General features: G+C 72.9%; 13 protein-coding genes. 11 read left to right on the forward strand and 2 right to left on the reverse strand.

Annotated elements, in window-relative coordinates; all coding sequences use genetic code 11:
- Positions 1-25: 25 nt before the first annotated feature.
- The gene (locus OG470_RS14320) at positions 26-1,738 is read right to left on the reverse strand and encodes an alkaline phosphatase D family protein (protein WP_328424500.1); all 1,713 of its coding nucleotides are present in this window, start codon (positions 1,736-1,738) and stop codon (positions 26-28) included.
- 83 nt (positions 1,739-1,821) lie between these two features.
- Between OG470_RS14320 and ftsY the strand changes: the two genes are divergently transcribed.
- From ftsY to OG470_RS14365, 9 genes are all read left to right on the forward strand, one after another.
- On the forward strand, positions 1,822-3,009 hold the full coding sequence (gene ftsY / locus OG470_RS14325; RefSeq protein WP_328424502.1) for a signal recognition particle-docking protein FtsY: 1,188 nt from the start codon (positions 1,822-1,824) through the stop codon (positions 3,007-3,009).
- Between the two features lie 6 nt (positions 3,010-3,015).
- Positions 3,016-3,879 (forward strand): aminoglycoside phosphotransferase family protein, encoded by an 864-nt coding sequence (locus OG470_RS14330; RefSeq protein WP_328424504.1) that lies wholly within the window; start codon positions 3,016-3,018, stop codon positions 3,877-3,879.
- Between the two features lie 275 nt (positions 3,880-4,154).
- Positions 4,155-5,567 carry an ammonium transporter gene (locus OG470_RS14335; RefSeq protein ID WP_328424506.1) on the forward strand — a complete coding sequence of 471 codons (1,413 nt, stop codon included), beginning with the start codon at positions 4,155-4,157 and terminating at the stop codon, positions 5,565-5,567.
- 25 nt (positions 5,568-5,592) lie between these two features.
- Positions 5,593-5,931 (forward strand): P-II family nitrogen regulator, encoded by a 339-nt coding sequence (locus OG470_RS14340; protein ID WP_007456507.1) that lies wholly within the window; start codon positions 5,593-5,595, stop codon positions 5,929-5,931.
- 17 nt (positions 5,932-5,948) lie between these two features.
- Entirely contained in the window at positions 5,949-8,279 is a 2,331-nt protein-coding gene (locus OG470_RS14345; RefSeq protein ID WP_328424508.1) for a [protein-PII] uridylyltransferase, read from the forward strand.
- A 568-nt stretch (positions 8,280-8,847) separates the two neighbouring features.
- A complete protein-coding gene (locus tag OG470_RS14350) occupies positions 8,848-10,011 on the forward strand; it encodes a sensor histidine kinase (RefSeq protein ID WP_328424510.1) in 1,164 nt (387 codons plus the stop codon).
- The gene (locus OG470_RS14355) at positions 10,008-10,664 is read left to right on the forward strand and encodes a response regulator transcription factor (RefSeq protein ID WP_328424512.1); all 657 of its coding nucleotides are present in this window, start codon (positions 10,008-10,010) and stop codon (positions 10,662-10,664) included. Before OG470_RS14350 ends, OG470_RS14355 begins: the two co-directional genes overlap by 4 nt.
- 162 nt (positions 10,665-10,826) lie before the next feature.
- Positions 10,827-12,383 carry a signal recognition particle protein gene (gene ffh / locus OG470_RS14360; RefSeq protein ID WP_328424514.1) on the forward strand — a complete coding sequence of 519 codons (1,557 nt, stop codon included), beginning with the start codon at positions 10,827-10,829 and terminating at the stop codon, positions 12,381-12,383.
- A gap of 62 nt (positions 12,384-12,445) precedes the next feature.
- Positions 12,446-13,525: an amidohydrolase family protein gene (locus tag OG470_RS14365; protein WP_328424516.1), complete on the forward strand. Its 1,080-nt coding sequence runs from the start codon at positions 12,446-12,448 to the stop codon at positions 13,523-13,525.
- Between the two features lie 207 nt (positions 13,526-13,732).
- Here OG470_RS14365 and OG470_RS14370 read toward each other — a convergent pair whose 3' ends face one another.
- A complete protein-coding gene (locus tag OG470_RS14370) occupies positions 13,733-14,335 on the reverse strand; it encodes a TetR/AcrR family transcriptional regulator (RefSeq protein ID WP_328424517.1) in 603 nt (200 codons plus the stop codon).
- A gap of 144 nt (positions 14,336-14,479) precedes the next feature.
- On the opposite strand from OG470_RS14370, the gene proS reads away from it, so the two are divergent.
- Both proS and OG470_RS14380 read left to right on the forward strand, forming a co-directional pair.
- A complete protein-coding gene (gene proS / locus OG470_RS14375; protein ID WP_328424518.1) occupies positions 14,480-15,886 on the forward strand; it encodes a proline--tRNA ligase in 1,407 nt (468 codons plus the stop codon).
- Between the two features lie 49 nt (positions 15,887-15,935).
- Positions 15,936-16,556: a DUF402 domain-containing protein gene (locus OG470_RS14380; protein ID WP_328424520.1), complete on the forward strand. Its 621-nt coding sequence runs from the start codon at positions 15,936-15,938 to the stop codon at positions 16,554-16,556.
- The last annotated feature ends 46 nt before the right edge of the window (positions 16,557-16,602 follow it).

Raw genomic sequence — 16,602 nt, forward strand, 5'->3', positions numbered from 1 at the left:
GGCTCAAGACTACGGTCGGGTCGGATCAGCCGTCGTGGGAGAGTCGGCGGGCCATCACCGGGCGTAGTCGTCCGTCACTCGTGGTGCCCTCGATGGTCACGTCGGCCCCCCGGCCCTGATGGGTCAGCGTGGCCACCGCGTTGCCGAAGTACGGGCCGGCCAGCTTGCGCCAGCGCACCCCCGGCCGGCGGACACCGGCCGAGCGGGCCAGCGCCCGGGCGGCCCCCGCCGGGCCGGACGACCAGCCCAGCCGCATCACGGGACGCATGCCGGCCGGTACCTGGTTGTGGATCGGCGAACAGGTGAGCTGGTGCACCGGGGTGACCACCGTCGGATCGGCGAACCGGGCCCTCGCCACGTACGAGTGGTGCACGTCACCGGAGAGCACGCTGATCGACGCTGGCGGGGCGTACGCCGGCCCTGCGCCGACCCGCGCGCCGGGCTCGCTCGGCGTGCCGGTGCCGATCCGGGCGAAGGTCTCCGCGAGCGCCTCGAAGGATTGCCGGAAGGCCGCCCAGTGCTCCAGGTCCAGTGCGCGGCGCAGCTTCTCCGCCCCGCGGGCCACCCAGGGCCGGTGCGAGTCGGCCAGCTTCTCGTTCCACGCCTCGACGTGGTGGATGCCCTGCGGCAGCAGCCAGGGCAGCGAGGCGCCGACCACCAGGTGGTCGTAGACCCCGTGCGCCTGGTCGAGGAACCAGGACCACTCGCCCGGCGGCAGCATGGCCCGGTTGCCCTGGTCGAGCACCCGGCTGCACCGGTTGTCCAGCATGACCAGCCGGGTCCGGCCCAGGTCCAGTGCGTAGCTCCACTGGTACTGCACCGCGCGCCAGCGCTCGGTGTCGTGCGCCAGGTCGGACTCCTGGTCGACCCGGTGCCCGAACTCCCGCAGCACGCCGGTGGCGTCCTCGGCGGCCACGACCTTGGCGAAGACCGGGTCGGCGGCGACCTCGTCCGGGGAGAGGTTGCCCAGGTGCTGGTAGACCCAGTACGAGGCGAGCCCGCTGCCGATCCGCTCGGCCCACCACGGTTGCCCGCGGAGCTCCGCCCGCCAACTGGCCGAGGTGTTCCAGTCGTCGATGATCTCGTGGTCGTCGAACATCATCACGCTCGGCACGGTGGAGAGCAGCCAGCGGATCTCCGGATCCCGCCAGGACTCCAGGTAGAGCTTGGTGTACTCGTCGAAGCTCACCACCTGGTCGGCCGGGGCGCCCTTCGGCCGCCGCCGGCGCCGGCGCAGCAGCCGGCGCACCGTCGGCGAGGTGACGTCGGCGTAGACCTGGTCGCCGAGCAGCACCAGCAGGTCGGGCCGCGCGGCCGACTCCGGGTCGGCCATCAACCGCCGGGCGTACGCGTCCAGCGCGTCCGGCGGGAGCTTGCGGGTGGTGGCGTGCTGGGTGGTCTCCCGGCATGAGCCGAAGATCAGGCTGACCGGCTGGTCCCGGTCGTCGGCGGCCCGGGTGCGGATCACGCTCGGCGGGAAGCCACTGCTCGGCACCGGCCAGACGACCTCGTCGTCGACCTGCACCTCGTAGGTCGTCGCGCTGTCCGGGGTGAGCCCCTCCACCACCACGAGCGCGTAGTGGTGGTCGTACGCCGAGAAGGTGGGTGCGGTGCCGCCGGCGCCGGACGCGGTGCGGACGGTGACCACGGCGGGCGCCGCCGTCTCCACCCAGATGGTCGCCCGGGTGCCCACCACGCGCCGCAGGAGGGGGCCGATGAGCAGGTGTGGGGCGGGCATGCGGCCGAGCCTACCGCCGGTTCCTGGCACCGGTCGGGTGCGGTGGCTGGGACGCCATCGCCGGCATCTGACAGGATTCCGGCATGGCCGAATATCTCGTCCTCGTTCTGGTCCTGCTCGGTGTGCTGATCGTCGGCACAGTCGGGCTGGTGGTGCCGCGACTGCGGCGGCGGCCACAGCCTCCGCTACCGCGCACCGAGGTCGACACCCGGGCCGAAGAGGATCTCGCGGGCCCGCCGGTCGAGGCACCGGAGTCCGATCTGTCCACCGGTGTCCTGGTCGAGCCGCCAGTCATCGAGGCGCCCGCGCCGGCCGTGGAGGTGCCCGAGCCGACCGCCGGGCGGCTGGTCCGGCTCCGGTCCCGGCTGTCCCGCTCACAGAACGTCTTCGGCAAGGGCCTGCTCGGCCTGCTCGCCCGCGACCACCTCGACGAGGACGTCTGGGAGGAGATCGAGGACAGCCTCATCACCGCCGACGTCGGCGTCGACGCCACCCGCGACATCGTCGACCGGCTGCGCGAGCGGACCAGGGTGCTCGGCACCCGCTCGGCCTCCGAGCTGCGCGCGCTGCTCGCCGCCGAACTGGTCAACGCGCTGGACCCGAGCCTGGACCGGTCCCTGCGGACCGCGCCGAAGGACGGCGTGCCGGCGGTGCTGCTGGTCGTCGGCGTCAACGGCGCCGGCAAGACCACCACCTGCGGCAAGATCGCCCGGGTGCTGGTGGCCGACGGCCGCAGCGTGCTGCTCGGTGCGGCCGACACCTTCCGGGCCGCCGCCGCCGACCAGCTGGAGACCTGGGGGTCGCGGGTCGGTGCGGAGACCGTCCGCGGCCCGGAGCGCGCCGACCCGGCCAGCGTCGCCTTCGACGCGGTCAAGCGCGGCATCGACACCGGCGTGGACACCGTGCTCATCGACACCGCCGGTCGCCTGCAGAACAAGATCGGCCTGATGGACGAGCTGGGCAAGGTCAAGCGGGTCGTGGAGAAGCAGGGGCCGATCGACGAGACACTGCTCATCCTGGACGCCACAACAGGGCAGAACGGCCTGGAACAGGCACGGGTCTTCACCGAGGTGGTCAACGTGACCGGCGTGGTGCTGACCAAGCTCGACGGCACCGCGAAGGGCGGCATCGTGATCGCCGTGCAGCGCAAGCTCGGCATCCCGGTGAAGCTCGTCGGCCTCGGTGAGGGCAAGGACGATCTGGCCCCGTTCGACCCGGCGCAGTTCGTGGACGCGTTGCTGGGGACCGAGGCCGCCGGACGGGACGCGTAGTCTCGGGTGACCACCGACGATCGCGCGTACGCGGGCTGGCGCGACCCCGGCCACCCCTCGCAGCGCCTCGGGAGACCGTACGTGACTTCGCAGGAGATCCCGCTGCACGGCGGCAACGTGAGCACCGTGGTCCGGGTCGGAGACACGGTCCGCCGCAACGCCGGGCCGTGGACCCCGTCCGTGCACGCCCTGCTGCGGCACCTGGAGTACGTCGGGTTCACCGGCGCCCCCCGGGCGCTCGGCATGGACGAGCGCAACCGCGAGGTGCTGTCGTACCTGGAGGGGGAGTGCGGGGAGTACCCGCTCGCCCCGCACTGGGTGACCGACGAGGCGCTGGTCACCGTCGCCACCATGCTGCGGATGTTCCACGACGCGCAGTACGGCTTCACCCCGCCGCAGGGGGCGGTCTGGCGCTCGTTCGGGCCGCCGCCACCGGACACCGAGGTGATCTGCCACCACGACGCCGCGCCGCACAATGTGATCTGGCGGCCGGACGGCACGCTCGGGCTGATCGACTTCGATCTCGCCTCGCCGGGTTCCCGGATCTACGACGTGGCGTACGCCGCCTGGACCTGGGTGCCGATCTTCGCCGACCGGGACTCGATCACGCTGGGCTGGAAGCGTCCGGACCGGCCGCGCCGGCTGCGGCTCTTCGCCGACGCCTACGGGCTGATCCCCCGGGACCGGCACCGGCTCATCCGGACCATCCGCAAGCGGATCGTGGACCACGTCGAGGGGATCCGCCGGATGGCCGCCGCCGGTGAGCCGGCCTTCGTCCGGATCGTGCACAAGGGGCACCTGCGCCGGCCGATGCGCGACCTGCGGCTGCTCGACTATGAGCGGCACGCGCTGGAGAACGCCCTCCGCTGAGCCCTGGCCGGTCGATGCCCGGCCGGCCTCGGTGAGCGCGTCGGTCGATGTGCCTGGCCGGTCAGCCATCGGCGTACGTTGTCTGGACGATCCACCACTGTCCATGCCGCTGGCTGTGCGGACTTCGTGACACGTACGAAACAACCCGTCACGAAACGGAAACCGGCACGAGACCCTGGGTGAAACAGCCGGCCGCGAAGCTTCCGCGCAACCGGCCTACGGGCGACGCTGCCCCGGAAAGCCGCGAAGGAGGACTTCACCTTTAGGAGGCCAGCGTGCCTGAAGCACCGACGATCGACGGCGCCAATACCGTTTGGCTGCTGGTTTCGACCGCGCTCGTGCTGCTCATGACCCCGGGATTGGCGCTGTTCTACGGCGGCCTCAACCGGGCCAAGGGCGTACTCAACATGATGATGATGAGCTTCTCCGCCATTGGGCTCATCTCTATTCTGTGGTGGTTCTACGGCTTCAGCGTCGCCTTCGGGACCGACGTGAACGGATTCTGGGGCGACCCGGGCGCGTACCTCGGCACCAAGACCTTCCTCGCCGAGACCGACCTGTGGGGCGCGACGGCGGAGAACCCCAGCGGCATCGGGGTACCGCTCTACGTGTTCATGGCCTTCCAGATGGTCTTCGCGGTGATCACCGTCGCGCTGATCAGCGGTGCCATCGCCGACCGGGCCAAGTTCGCCGGCTGGCTGCTGTTCGCCTTCGGCTGGGCCACCCTGGTCTACTTCCCGGTCGCCCACTGGGTGTGGGGCGGCGGGATCATCGGCGGTGACATCCACGCGTTGGACTTCGCCGGTGGCACCGCGGTGCACATCAACGCCGGTGCGGCCGCGCTGGCCGTGGCGCTGGTGCTTGGTAAGCGGCTCGGTTGGCCGCGCGAGGGCATGAAGCCGCACAACATCCCGCTGGTCGCGCTCGGTGCGGGCCTGCTGTGGTTCGGGTGGTTCGGGTTCAACGCCGGTTCGGAGCTGACCGTCGACTCGGTCGCCGGGCTCGCCTTCATCAACACCCAGCTCGCTACGGCGGCGGCGGTGCTCGGCTGGATCGCGGTCGAGTGGATCAAGGACCGGAAGCCGACCATGGTCGGCGCCTCGTCCGGTGCCGTGGCCGGCCTGGTCGCCATCACCCCGGCCTGTGGTTTCATCGCACCCTGGGCCGCCGTCCTGCTCGGCATCGTCGCCGGAGCCGTGTGTGCGCTCGCCGTCAGCCTCAAGTACAAGCTCGGCTACGACGACTCTCTCGACGTGGTCGGCGTGCACTTCGTCGGCGGTTGGATCGGGTCGCTCTGGCTCGGTCTCTTCGCCACCAACTCGGTCAACGCCGCGATCAGCGACGTGGTGGGTGCCTCGGACGGCCTCTTCTACGGCGGCGGCGCGACCCAGCTGGGTCGGCAGGCGCTCGCCGGCCTGATCGTCTCCGTCTGGTCGTTCGGCATCGCCTGGGTGCTCGCCTTCGTCATCGAGAAGACGATCGGCTTCCGCGTCAAGGGCGAGGCTGAGGTCGATGGCATCGACATCGCCGAGCACGCCGAGAGCAGCTACGACCTGTCCCCGGCCGGCGGCGGCACGGGCAGCGCGTTCGCGATGGCCGGCATCGGCACCCCCGGTGGCGGCGCGGCGAGCGGTGCCAAGCCGGAGGCGGACTCCGCCGAGCCGGTCAGCGCGAAGGTCGCCGGTTAACGTTCCTGGGATGGAGGGGTTGGACATGAAGCTGGTGACCGCAGTCATCAAGCCGTACCAACTGGACGCGGTGAAGGAGGCTCTGCACGCCCTCGGGGTGGCCGGGCTGACCGTCAGCGAGGTGCAGGGGTACGGGCGGCAGAAGGGGCACACCGAGGTCTACCGGGGTGCCGAGTACACGGTCGAGTTCCTGCCCAAGATCCGGGTAGAGGTGCTCACCGACGAGATCGACGTGGAAAAAATCGTGGACGCCATCGTCGGGGCTGCCCGCACGGGCAAGATCGGGGACGGCAAGGTCTGGGTCACCGGTGTCGAGGAGGTCGTCCGGGTGCGTACCGGCGAGCGCGGCCTCGACGCACTCTGACCCGGACCACGACCGACATGACCTCGTTGATCAAGGGGAACGCGTCAGGGCACGCCGGTGACGGCGACGCGGACCTCTTGATCAACGAGGTCGTCGGCGTACCCGGGGGGATCGGCGAGCCGGCCCGGCTGGCCCGTGCCGCGGCGTACGACAGGTTCCTGCGGGGGTTGCTGCCCGAGGGTGACGGGGTGGCTCTGGTCGCCGTCGGCGGGCTGGGCCGGCGGCAGTGCGCCCCGTACGGCGATCTCGACCTGGTGCTGCTGCACGCCGGGGTGCCCGGCACGGACGAGCTGGCCGCCTCGGTCTGGTACCCGATCTGGGACGCCGGCCTGCGGCTGGACCACTCGGTGCGTACCGTCGCCGAGGCGCTCTCGGTGGCCCAGGACGACGTCAAGGTCGCCCTCGGGCTGCTCGACGCCCGGCTGGTGGCCGGTGACCGGTCGCTGGCCGACGCACTGATCCGCACCGCCGCCGACCACTGGCGGCGGACCGCCGTCCGCCAGCTGCCCGGGCTGCGGGAGGTCACCGCCGCCCGCTGGCAGGCCCACGGTGAGCTGGCCTTCCTGCTGGAGGGCGACCTCAAGGAGGCCGCTGGCGGGCTGCGCGACGTGGGGCTGCTGCGGGCGATCTCCGCCGCCGGGATCACCGACGCGCTGCGCCCCGCCGTGCGCGCCGCCCACCTGCGCCTGCTGGACACCCGGGACGCCCTGCACCAGCAGGTCGGCCGCCGGGTCGACCGGCTGGTGGCCCAGGAACGTGACGGGGTGGCCGCGCTACTCGGCCTCCGACAACTCCAGCTGGGCGGGTCTGACCCCGCGCGGCGACCCGGAGCCGTCGTCGAGGACGGTGACGCCCTCCTGCGTCGGGTCGCCGGCGACGCGCGCACGGTCAGCCACGCCCTGGACGACGCCTTCAGGGCCGCCGACCGGCTGCGTTCGGGCCGTTCCCGGGGCGGGAACACCCGCCCCGCCCGCCGCCCGGTGGCCCGGGACGTGGTCGAGCACGACGGCGAGCTGGTCCTCGCCCGTACGGCGATCGGCGCACGCCCTGACCCGAGCCTGTCGCTGCGCGTGGCCGCCGCCGCGGCGGCCACCGGACTGCCGATCGCCCGTGCCACCTGCGAGTGGTTGGCGGCGTACTGCCCGCCGTTGCCCGCGCCCTGGCCGGCCGAGGCCCGGGCCGCGCTGACCACCCTCCTCGGTGCCGGGCCCGGCCTGGTGCCGGCCTGGGAGACCTGCGACCGGTACGGGCTGGTCGACGGCTGGCTGCCCGAGTGGACCCGGCTGCGCAGCCTGCCCCAGCACAACCCGGTACACCGGTACACCCTCGACCGGCACCTGGTGCAGACCGCCCACGAGGCCAGCCGACACGCCCGCGAAGTGGACCGGCCGGACCTGCTGCTGCTGGGCGCACTGCTGCACGACATCGGCAAGGGGTTGCCCGGTGACCACAGCAAGGTCGGCGTGCCGCTGGCAGAGGCGGTGGCGACCCGGATCGGTCTGCCCACCGCCGAGGCCGAGCTGATCGGCAAGCTGGTCCGGCTGCACCTGCTGCTGCCCGACGTGGCCACCCGCCGGGACCTGGCCGACCCGGTCACCATCGCCTCGGTGGCCGAGGCGGTCGGCGACACCGGCACCCTCGACCTGCTGCACGCGCTGGTGCGCGCGGACGCGGCGGCCACCGGGCCGGCGGCCTGGTCGGAATGGAAGGGTCGACTGGTCGCAGAGCTGGTCGCCCGGGTCCGCACCGCGCTGGACACCGGCGTGCTGCCCGAACCGCCGGCCCCGGACCCGGCGTTGCTGGCCGGGCCACTGCCGGTCGTCCACCTGACCGGGGACCGGGTGGCGGTGGCCGCCGCGGACCGTCGGGGCCTGCTCGCCACGGTGGCCGGCTGTCTGGCCCTGCACCGGCTGGAAGTGATCTCCGCGGACGCCTCCGCGGTTGACGGGCGCGCCCTGGTCGAATGCCGGGTGCAGCCCCGCTACGGGCTGCCGCCGGACCCGGTTTCGCTCCGCGCCGACCTGCGCAGAGCGGTCGCCGGCGATGTGTCGGTCACCCAGCGACTGCGCGGCCGTGCGCTCGCCGCCCGGAGCGGCGGCGCGGCTCCCCGGGTGGTCTGGCACCGTGAGGCGGCCACCGACGCCGTGCTGCTGGAGCTGCGCGCCGCGGACGCCGCCGGGCTGCTCTACCGGGTCACCTGCGCGCTCGACGAGGCTGGCGCCCTGGTCCGCGCGGCCCGCATCTCCACCCTAGGAGCCGACGTGGTCGACGCCTTCTACCTGGTGGGCGGCTGGCCGGACGACGCCACCCGGGCCCGCCTGGAGGCCGCGGTCCTGGCCGCCGTCTGAACCACCCTCGGATCCGGCCTGCCACCCGGCCCTGCGCGGCGCTTCCCGGCCCTGCGCGGCGTTTGCCTGGCCGCCGCGCTGCCCTCGGATCTCGTGCGTGCTGCAGACGCCCCGGGGGCAGTCGCTGTCCGGCTGCCGCGCGCGGTGCCCCCTGGATGCTCGGCCGCCGGACCCTCGTCCAGCCGGTCACTCCCACGAGTGTGATACCTCAGAGTCAATATTTATGCCTCAGGGTCATCACGCACTTTCGGGTGTCCGCCACCGACCCGGTGCGACCGAGCCTTCCGCCCGCTTTCGCCGCCCCGGGTGCGTCGCAGCGGGGTGCGCCGCCGGGGGTGCGTCGCCCGGGGCGCGTTGCCGGGTGCGCTGACCGACCGAGGCGGTGGTGACGGCGCGGTTGTCCGACCGGCACATCGCCCCGCAGAACGTGCAGTGCCAGCCGGCACGGCGGGGCGGGGCAAACAGGGAGGCGTGGTGGCGCTGGGGCGGCGGGTACGTCCGGGGGCGTAGTGGCGGTGCCGCCCGTGGACGCACGCCGACTGGCGTCGACGCCGGCAGAATGACGGCCATGCGGCGGAGTGGGCAGTGGGCGAGGCGGGCGGCTCCCGATGCCGTGCTCGCCCTGGTGCTGCTCGGATTCGGGCTGCTCGCCACTGGCCTGGCCGGGGACAACCAGCCGGGGTCGAGACCGGTGGACGCCACCTGCCGGGTGCTGATCGCGCTCGCCGCGTTGGCCCTGCTGGCCCGGCGGCGTGCTCCGGTCGCGACCCTCGCCGTGGTTACCGTGGCCACCGCGACGTACCTGGTGCTCGGCTACCCGTACGGGCCGGTCCTGCTCACCTTCCTGGTCGCGGTGTACACCGTGGCGGTGCGGCTGCCGGTGCGCCCGGCGTCGCTCGCCATCGGTGGCGCGTTCGTGCTGCTGCTGACCCACGTCTTCTGGTCCCGGGGCACGGCGCCCGGCTGGGCCGGAGTGCTGCCCGCGTCGGCCTGGGCGGTCGTACCGTTCGCGGTGGGAGTGGTGGTGCGGGTCAACCGCGAGGCGGCCGAACGCAGCCGCGCCGAGCAGGCCCGCACCCGTGCCGAGCAGGCCCGCCGCCAGGCTGACGAGGAGCGGCTGCGCATCGCGCAGGAGGTGCACGACGTGGTGGGACACGGGCTGGCGGCGATCAGCATGCAGGCGGAGATCGCCCTGCATCTGCTGCCGAAACGGCCCGAGCAGGCGGAGACCGCGCTCACCGCGATCAGCCGGACCAGCCGGGAGGCCCTGGACGAGCTGCGGGTCACCCTGGGCGCGGTACGGCGGGGGGCGGAGCGTGGGCCGGTTCCCGGCCTGGCCCGGCTTCCGGCGCTGCGTGACCGGCTCGCCGGGGCTGGGCTCGCCGTCGAGGTGCGGCTGGTCGGTGATCCCCGGGAGCTGCCGGCGGCGGTGGATCTGGCCGCGTACCGGGTGGTGCAGGAGGCGTTGACCAACGTGCTGCGGCACGCCGGGGTGGCCAGCGCGGAGGTGACCGTCGGCTACCGCTCCGACGAGGTGACCGTCGAGGTCACCGACCGGGGCACGGGCGCTGCCCGCGCCGGGTTCGAGAATGCCGGCGACGAGAGCGGCGGGCACGGTCTGGCGGGGATGCGCGAGCGGGTCGACGCGCTGGGCGGGCGGCTGGCCCTCGGGCCGCGCCCCGACGGTGGGTTCCGGGTGCACGCCCGGCTGCCGGTGGAGCCGTCCCCGTGATCCGGGTGCTGATCGCCGACGACCAGGACCTGGTCCGGATCGGGCTGCGCGCGCTGGTCGAGAGCGAGGACGACCTGGCACTGGCCGGCGAGGCGGCCGACGGGCTGCGCGCGGTGGAGCTGGCCCGCCAGGAACGGCCGGACGTGGTGCTGATGGACATCCGGATGCCCGGCATCGACGGGATCGAGGCGACCCGGCGGATCGTCGCCGACCCGGACCTGGCCGGTACGCGGGTGGTGGTGCTCACCACCTTCGAGCTGGACGAGTACGTCTTCGACGCGCTGCGGCACGGTGCGAGCGGGTTCCTCACCAAGGACACCCGACCGGCCGAGCTGCTGCGGGCGATCCGGCTGGTCGCCGAGGGGGAGGCGCTGCTGTCGCCGTCGGTGACCCGTCGGGTGGTGCGGGAGTTCGCCACCCGGCCGTCCCGGGTCGCCCGTCCGCACCCCCGACTGGACGCGCTGACCGACCGGGAGCGCCAAGTGGTCGGGTTGGTCGGTGAGGGGCTGAACAACGAGGAGATCGCCGCCCGGCTGGTGGTCAGCCCGGCGACCGCGCGGACCCACGTCAGCCGGGCAATGGGCAAGCTGGGAGCCCGGGACCGGGCCCAGCTCGTCGTCTTCGCGTACCAGTCGGGGTTGGTGTCCGGTTGACGGCGCCGACGGCCCCGCGCGGGCGGCGCGGTGCACGGCCGGGACGCGGGGCCGGGCCGGCCGACAGCGGCCGTGCGGCCGGCCGGTTACCCTTGCGGTGGCCGGACTCCGCACTGCCGGCCGCGTTGTGCCCGCCGGAACACTGACAAACGGGATGTTCGCGTGTTTGACACCTTGAGTGACCGCCTGTCCGGGATCTTCACCAAGCTCCGCGGCAAGGGCCGGCTCACCGACGCCGACATCGACGCCACCGCGCGCGAGATCCGTCTCGCGCTGCTGGAGGCGGACGTCGCGCTGCCGGTAGTCAAGGGCTTCATCGCGAACGTCAAGGAGCGGGCGCGCAGCTCAGAGGTCTCCCAGGCGCTGAACCCGGCCCAGCAGATCATCAAGATCGTCAACGAAGAGCTGATCAACGTGCTCGGCGGCGAGGGCCGGCGGCTCCAGTTCGCCAAGCAGCCGCCGACGGTGATCATGCTGGCCGGCCTCCAGGGCTCCGGTAAGACCACCCTGGCCGGCAAGCTGGCCCGCTGGCTCAAGGTCCAGGGGCACCAGCCGCTGCTGGTCGCCGCCGACCTCCAGCGCCCCAACGCCGTCGGGCAGCTCCAGGTGCTCGGTGGCCGTGCCGGCGTCGAGGTGTACGCCCCGGAGCCCGGCAACGGCGTCGGCAACCCGGTGCAGGTCGCGCGCGACTCGATCGAGCACGCCAAGCGGGCCGCCCGGGACATCGTCATCGTCGACACCGCCGGCCGGCTCGGCATCGACACCGAGATGATGCAGCAGGCCGCCGACATCCGCGACGCCGTCAACCCGGACGAGGTCATCTTCGTCATCGACGCGATGGTCGGTCAGGACGCCGTCCGTACCGCAGAGGCGTTCCGCGACGGCGTCGGCATCACCGGCGTGGTGCTCTCCAAGCTCGACGGCGACGCCCGCGGCGGTGCCGCGCTGTCGGTGCGCGAGGTGACCGGGCAGCCGATCCTGTTCGCCTCCACCGGCGAGAAGCTGGAGGACTTCGACGTCTTCCACCCCGACCGGATGGCCAGCCGGATCCTCGGCATGGGCGACGTCCTCACTCTGATCGAGCAGGCCGAGCAGGCCTTCGACTCCGATCAGAAGGAGAAGATGACCGCCAAGCTGATGGGCGGCGAGCAGTTCACCCTGGAGGACTTCCTCGACCAGCTCATCGCGGTGCGGCGGATGGGGCCGATCGCCAACGTGCTGGCCATGATGCCGGGCATGGGGCAGATGAAGGATCAGCTCGCGGATCTGGACGACACCCACTTCGACCGGGTCACCGCGATCATCCGATCGATGACCCCCGCCGAGCGCACCACCCCGAAGATCATCAACGGCTCTCGCCGGGCGCGCATCGCCAACGGCTCCGGGGTCACCGTGATGGACGTCAACCAGCTGCTCAACCGCTTCGCCGACGCGCAGAAGATGATGAAGCAGATGGGCGGCATGATGGGCCTGCCCGGCGGCGGCCGGCGCAAGGCGACCAAGTCGCCCAAGAACAAGCGCAAGGGCACCAAGGGTGGCGGTCGGCCGCGTACCGGGGCGGGCGCGGGGATGCCGGGCGGCTTCCCGGGTGGCATGCCGCAGCTCCCGCCGGGGATGGACCCGAACGACCTGGCCGGCGGTCAGGGCCTGCCACCCGGCTTCAAGCTCCCGAAGATCGACTTCAACAAGCTCGGCAAGGGCGACAACCGTCCCCGGTGAACGGGTGTCGGTGAGGGCGGGCGACATCGCGGACGACGGGATGATCCGGTAGGACTGTGCACATGGCTCTTCATGTGCGCGGTGTGCTGCTTCCCGACGACGAGGTCCGGGATCTCTGGCTGGTCGGCGACCGGGTGACCTTCACTGCGGTGCCCGGAGCGGAGACGGTCTCCGACGGTGGCTTCGTCCTGCCGGGGCTGGTCGACGCGCACTGCCACATCGGCATCGCCCGTGGTGGAGCGCCGATCACCTCCCTGGACCAGGCCCGCGAGTTGGCTCACGTCGACCGGGACGCCGGGGTGCTGGCGATCCGCGACGCCGGCTCGCCGTACCCGTACCCCGAGTTGGACGACGAGCCGGGCCTGCCGCGACTGGCCCGTGCCGGCCGGCACGTGGCGCCGCCGAAGCGCTATCTGCGCGACATCGGGGTGGAGGTCGGCGCGGCCGAGGTGGCGGCCACGGTGACCGCGCAGGCGCGCGCCGGCAACGGCTGGGTCAAGCTGGTCGGCGACTGGATCGACCGCGGCGTGGGCGACCTGGCGCCGGCCTGGGACGCGGACACCCTCACCGCGGCCGTGCGGGCCGCGCACGACGCCGGGGTACGCGCGGCGGTGCACACCTTCTCCGAGTCGGCCGTGGAGATCATGGTGCGGGCCGGGGTGGACTCGGTGGAGCACGGCACGGGGCTGAGCCTCGACCTGATCGACGAGATGGCCCGCCAGGGCACCGCGCTGATCCCCACGATGATCAACATTGCCACTTTCGGCGGGATCGCCGAGCAGGCGCGGGACAAGTTCCCCGGGTACGCCGAGCACATGCTGGCGCTGCGGGACCGTTTCCCCGAGGTGGTGCGGGCCGCGCACGAGGCGGGCGTGCCGATCTACGTGGGCACCGACGCGGGCGGTGGCATCGACCACGGGCTGGCCGCCGAGGAGATGCTGCTGCTGCACGAACGGGCCGGAATGGCACCGCTCGACGTGCTCGCCGCAGCCTCCTGGGGCGCCCGGGAGTGGCTCGGCTTCCCCGGCCTGGTCGAGGGCGGCCTCGCCGACCTGACCGTCTATCCCGAGGACCCCCGCCACGACCTGCGCGTCGTCCGCGCCCCGTCCCGCACCATCCTCCGCGGTCGCGTCATCCGCTGACACACGCGCGGCCCGCGCGGCGTGCGGGGTCGCGGGTTCCCCGCACCGCCCGCGCGGCCTGCAAGATCGCGCTCGATCCTGGATGTAGTGGCCCCGGCGTCGTGGGATGCCACTACTTCCAGGAAGCAGCGTGATCTTGCGGGGCGGCGGCGTCCCGCGTGGGGTGATCTTGTGGGCGGCGCGGTGCCGCCGGGCTGGTTCGTGGGGTCAGCGGGGCGCGCGGGCGGCCGTCATGAAGAGACGCACGGCCAGGTCGGCCAGGGCCGCGGCGGTCTGGTCGATCGGGTCCCGGGGGAGCACGATGTGGCTGACGACCAGGCGGACGATGGTGTCGGCGGCGAAGGCCAGCGCGGCCGGGTCGGCGTCCGGCAGGTAGTCGCCGACCCACTCCATCAGCGCGCCGGACGCCTCGGTGAGCACCACCTCGGCCCGGGTGGTCAGGTACGGCAGCAGCTCGTCCGAGCCGCCCCGGGCGCTCGTCAGGATCGCCTTGACCAGCGGGTTGTCCGCCGCTGCGGCGAGGGTGTGCGCGATCGCCGCGTACGCGCCGGCCCGGACGTCGGGACCGTTCGCGACCAGCGCGGCCCGGACGTCGCCGACGAACCGGTCGACCTCCTGTCGGGCGAGCGCCTCGGCCAGGCCGGCCTTGCTGCCGAACTCGTTGTAGACGGTCTGCCGGCTCACCCCGGCCGCGGTGGCCACCCCACCCATCCGGACCGCGTCCCAGCCGGCGGCGATGGTCCGCGCGCGGGCGGCGTCCACGATCGTGTCCCGCAGTCGCTGCCGCGGTGAGTCCGTCGATGCAGTCATGGTGGTCGAAGTGTACGGTCGCCCCGGCAGCGCGCCCAGGGGCCGACACAGTCGCCGTGACGAGTGGGTGCGGAACACCGCCCGGCGCGGCGCGGCGCCTCCCGGACGCGGCCGCCCTCCGTACGACGCATAGGATATGCGGTCATGGCACGCGTGCTCACTCCCCGCGCGGAGGACTTCCCCCGCTGGTACCAGGACCTGATCGCCAAGGCGAAGCTGGCCGACAACGGCCCGGTCCGCGGCACGATGGTCATCCGACCGGCCGGCTACGCCATCTGGGAGCGGATGCAGGCCGAGATGGACGTCCGGATCAAGGCGGCCGGCGCGGAGAACGCGTACTTCCCGCTGTTCATCCCCGAGAGCTACCTCAAGCGTGAGGCCCAGCACGTCGAGGGCTTCTCGCCGGAGCTGGCGGTGGTCACCCACGGTGGCGGCAAGAAGCTCGCCGAGCCGGTGGTGGTGCGCCCCACCAGCGAGACGGTGATCGGCGAGTTCATGGCCAAGTGGATCGACTCGTACCGGGATCTGCCGCTGCTGCTCAACCAGTGGGCCAACGTGGTTCGCTGGGAGCTGCGCCCGCGGATCTTCCTGCGTACCAGTGAGTTCCTCTGGCAGGAGGGGCACACCGCGCACGCCACCCGCGAGGACGCCCGGGCCTACGCCCGGCGGATCCTGCACGAGGCGTACGAGGACCTGATGGTCAACGTGATCGGCATCCCGGTGGTGGTGGGCCTGAAGACGGCCCGCGAGCGGTTCGCCGGCGCGACCGCCACGTACACCTGCGAAGGCATGATGGGCGACGGCAAGGCGCTCCAGTTGGGCACCAGTCACGAGCTGGGCCAGAACTTCTCCAAGGCGTTCGACATCAGCTACTCCTCGGCCGAGGGCGGTCGGGAGCACGCCTGGACCACCTCCTGGGGCACGTCGACCCGGATGCTCGGTGGCCTGATCATGGCCCACGGTGACGACAACGGCCTGCGCGTGCCGCCGAAGCTGGCGCCGGTGCAGGCGTACGTCATGGTGGTCAAGGACGGCGACGGGGTGCGCGAGGCGGCGGCCAAGCTGCGCGACGGCCTGCGCGACGCCGGTGTCCGGGTCGCGCTCGACGACCGGACCGACACCCCGTTCGGCCGCCGGGCCGTCGACGCCGAGCTGCGCGGTTATCCGGTACGCGTCGAGGTCGGCCCCCGCGACCTGGCCGCCGGCAACGCGGTGGTGGTGCGCCGTACCGACGGATCGAAGGCCCCCACGCCGGTGGCCGACGTGATCGGCGCGGTGCTCGCCGCCCTGGAGACCGACCAGCAGGTGCTGCACGACCAGGCGCTGGCCAACCGGGAGTCGCGCACGGTGGAGGTGGCCACCCTCGCCGAGGCGATCGAGGCCGCCGCGACCGGCTGGGCGCGGGTGCCGTGGTCGGTGGTCGGCGTGGCCGGCGAGGCCGAGGCGAACGGCCAGGGCGTCACGGTGCGCTGCCTGCTCCGCGCCGATGGCTCGGTGCCGGATTCCGAGGACGAGCCCGACCTGGTCGCGATCCTCGCCCGCGCCTACTGAGGTGCGTCCGAGCGGCCCCGCCGACCGGTTTGCGCCGGGTCGGCTGATTATGCACCGCAACGTGCGGCACGGCCGGATCGGGTGGGTCCGGCCGGGCCGTGTGGTCAGCGACGACGAGCGCGGGCTGCTGGTGTGGATCGCCCGGGACTCGCCGGTGGCCCACGAGGTCACCGAGGCGGGGCTGGGGATGCGGACGATGCCGTTCGCCCAGTGGATCTCGTCGACGTACCGGCTGGCGCACGGCCGCTGGAACGGGCCGCCGCTGCTGAAGTTCCTGCCCACCGGGGCGGCGCACTCCGTCTGGTGGTTCCGCGACGAGCACGGCCGGTTCGCCCACTGGTACGTCAACCTGGAGGAGCCCGGCGTCCGCTGGGATGACGGCCCGGTGGCCGGAGTCGACGTGGTGGACCAGGACCTCGACGTGCTGGTTCGCCCGGATCGCCGTTGGCAGTGGAAGGACGAGGAGGAGTTCGTCGAGCGTCTCGCCTTCCCCGACGACTACTGGGTGACCGACGAGAAGGCGGTCCGGGCCGAGGGGGAGCGGGTGATCGCGCTCGCCGAGGCGGGTGAGTTCCCGTTCGACGGCACCTGGTGCGACTTCGCACCCCCTGAGGACTTGGACGTACCGGACGAACTTCCGCCGGGATGGGACCGCCCGCCGGTGCGCTGAGAGGTGTCCCCGGTCACCGGCCGGGGCGAGCCGGGCGCGGTGTCCG

It is taken from the genome of Micromonospora sp. NBC_00389, assembly GCF_036059255.1.
GTDB lineage: Bacteria > Actinomycetota > Actinomycetes > Mycobacteriales > Micromonosporaceae > Micromonospora.

Excerpts from the sequence above, each read along its gene's own strand:
- OG470_RS14320 (WP_328424500.1), bottom strand. The coding sequence starts at position 1,738 with ATGCCCGCCCCACACCTGCTCATCGGCCCCCTCCTGCGGCGCGTGGTG.
- ftsY (WP_328424502.1), top strand. The coding sequence starts at position 1,822 with ATGGCCGAATATCTCGTCCTCGTTCTGGTCCTGCTCGGTGTGCTGATC.
- OG470_RS14340 (WP_007456507.1), top strand. The coding sequence starts at position 5,593 with ATGAAGCTGGTGACCGCAGTCATCAAGCCGTACCAACTGGACGCGGTG.
- OG470_RS14345 (WP_328424508.1), top strand. The coding sequence starts at position 5,949 with ATGACCTCGTTGATCAAGGGGAACGCGTCAGGGCACGCCGGTGACGGC.
- OG470_RS14350 (WP_328424510.1), top strand. The coding sequence starts at position 8,848 with ATGCGGCGGAGTGGGCAGTGGGCGAGGCGGGCGGCTCCCGATGCCGTG.
- OG470_RS14365 (WP_328424516.1), top strand. The coding sequence starts at position 12,446 with ATGGCTCTTCATGTGCGCGGTGTGCTGCTTCCCGACGACGAGGTCCGG.
- OG470_RS14370 (WP_328424517.1), bottom strand. The coding sequence starts at position 14,335 with ATGACTGCATCGACGGACTCACCGCGGCAGCGACTGCGGGACACGATC.
- proS (WP_328424518.1), top strand. The coding sequence starts at position 14,480 with ATGGCACGCGTGCTCACTCCCCGCGCGGAGGACTTCCCCCGCTGGTAC.
- OG470_RS14380 (WP_328424520.1), top strand. The coding sequence starts at position 15,936 with ATGCACCGCAACGTGCGGCACGGCCGGATCGGGTGGGTCCGGCCGGGC.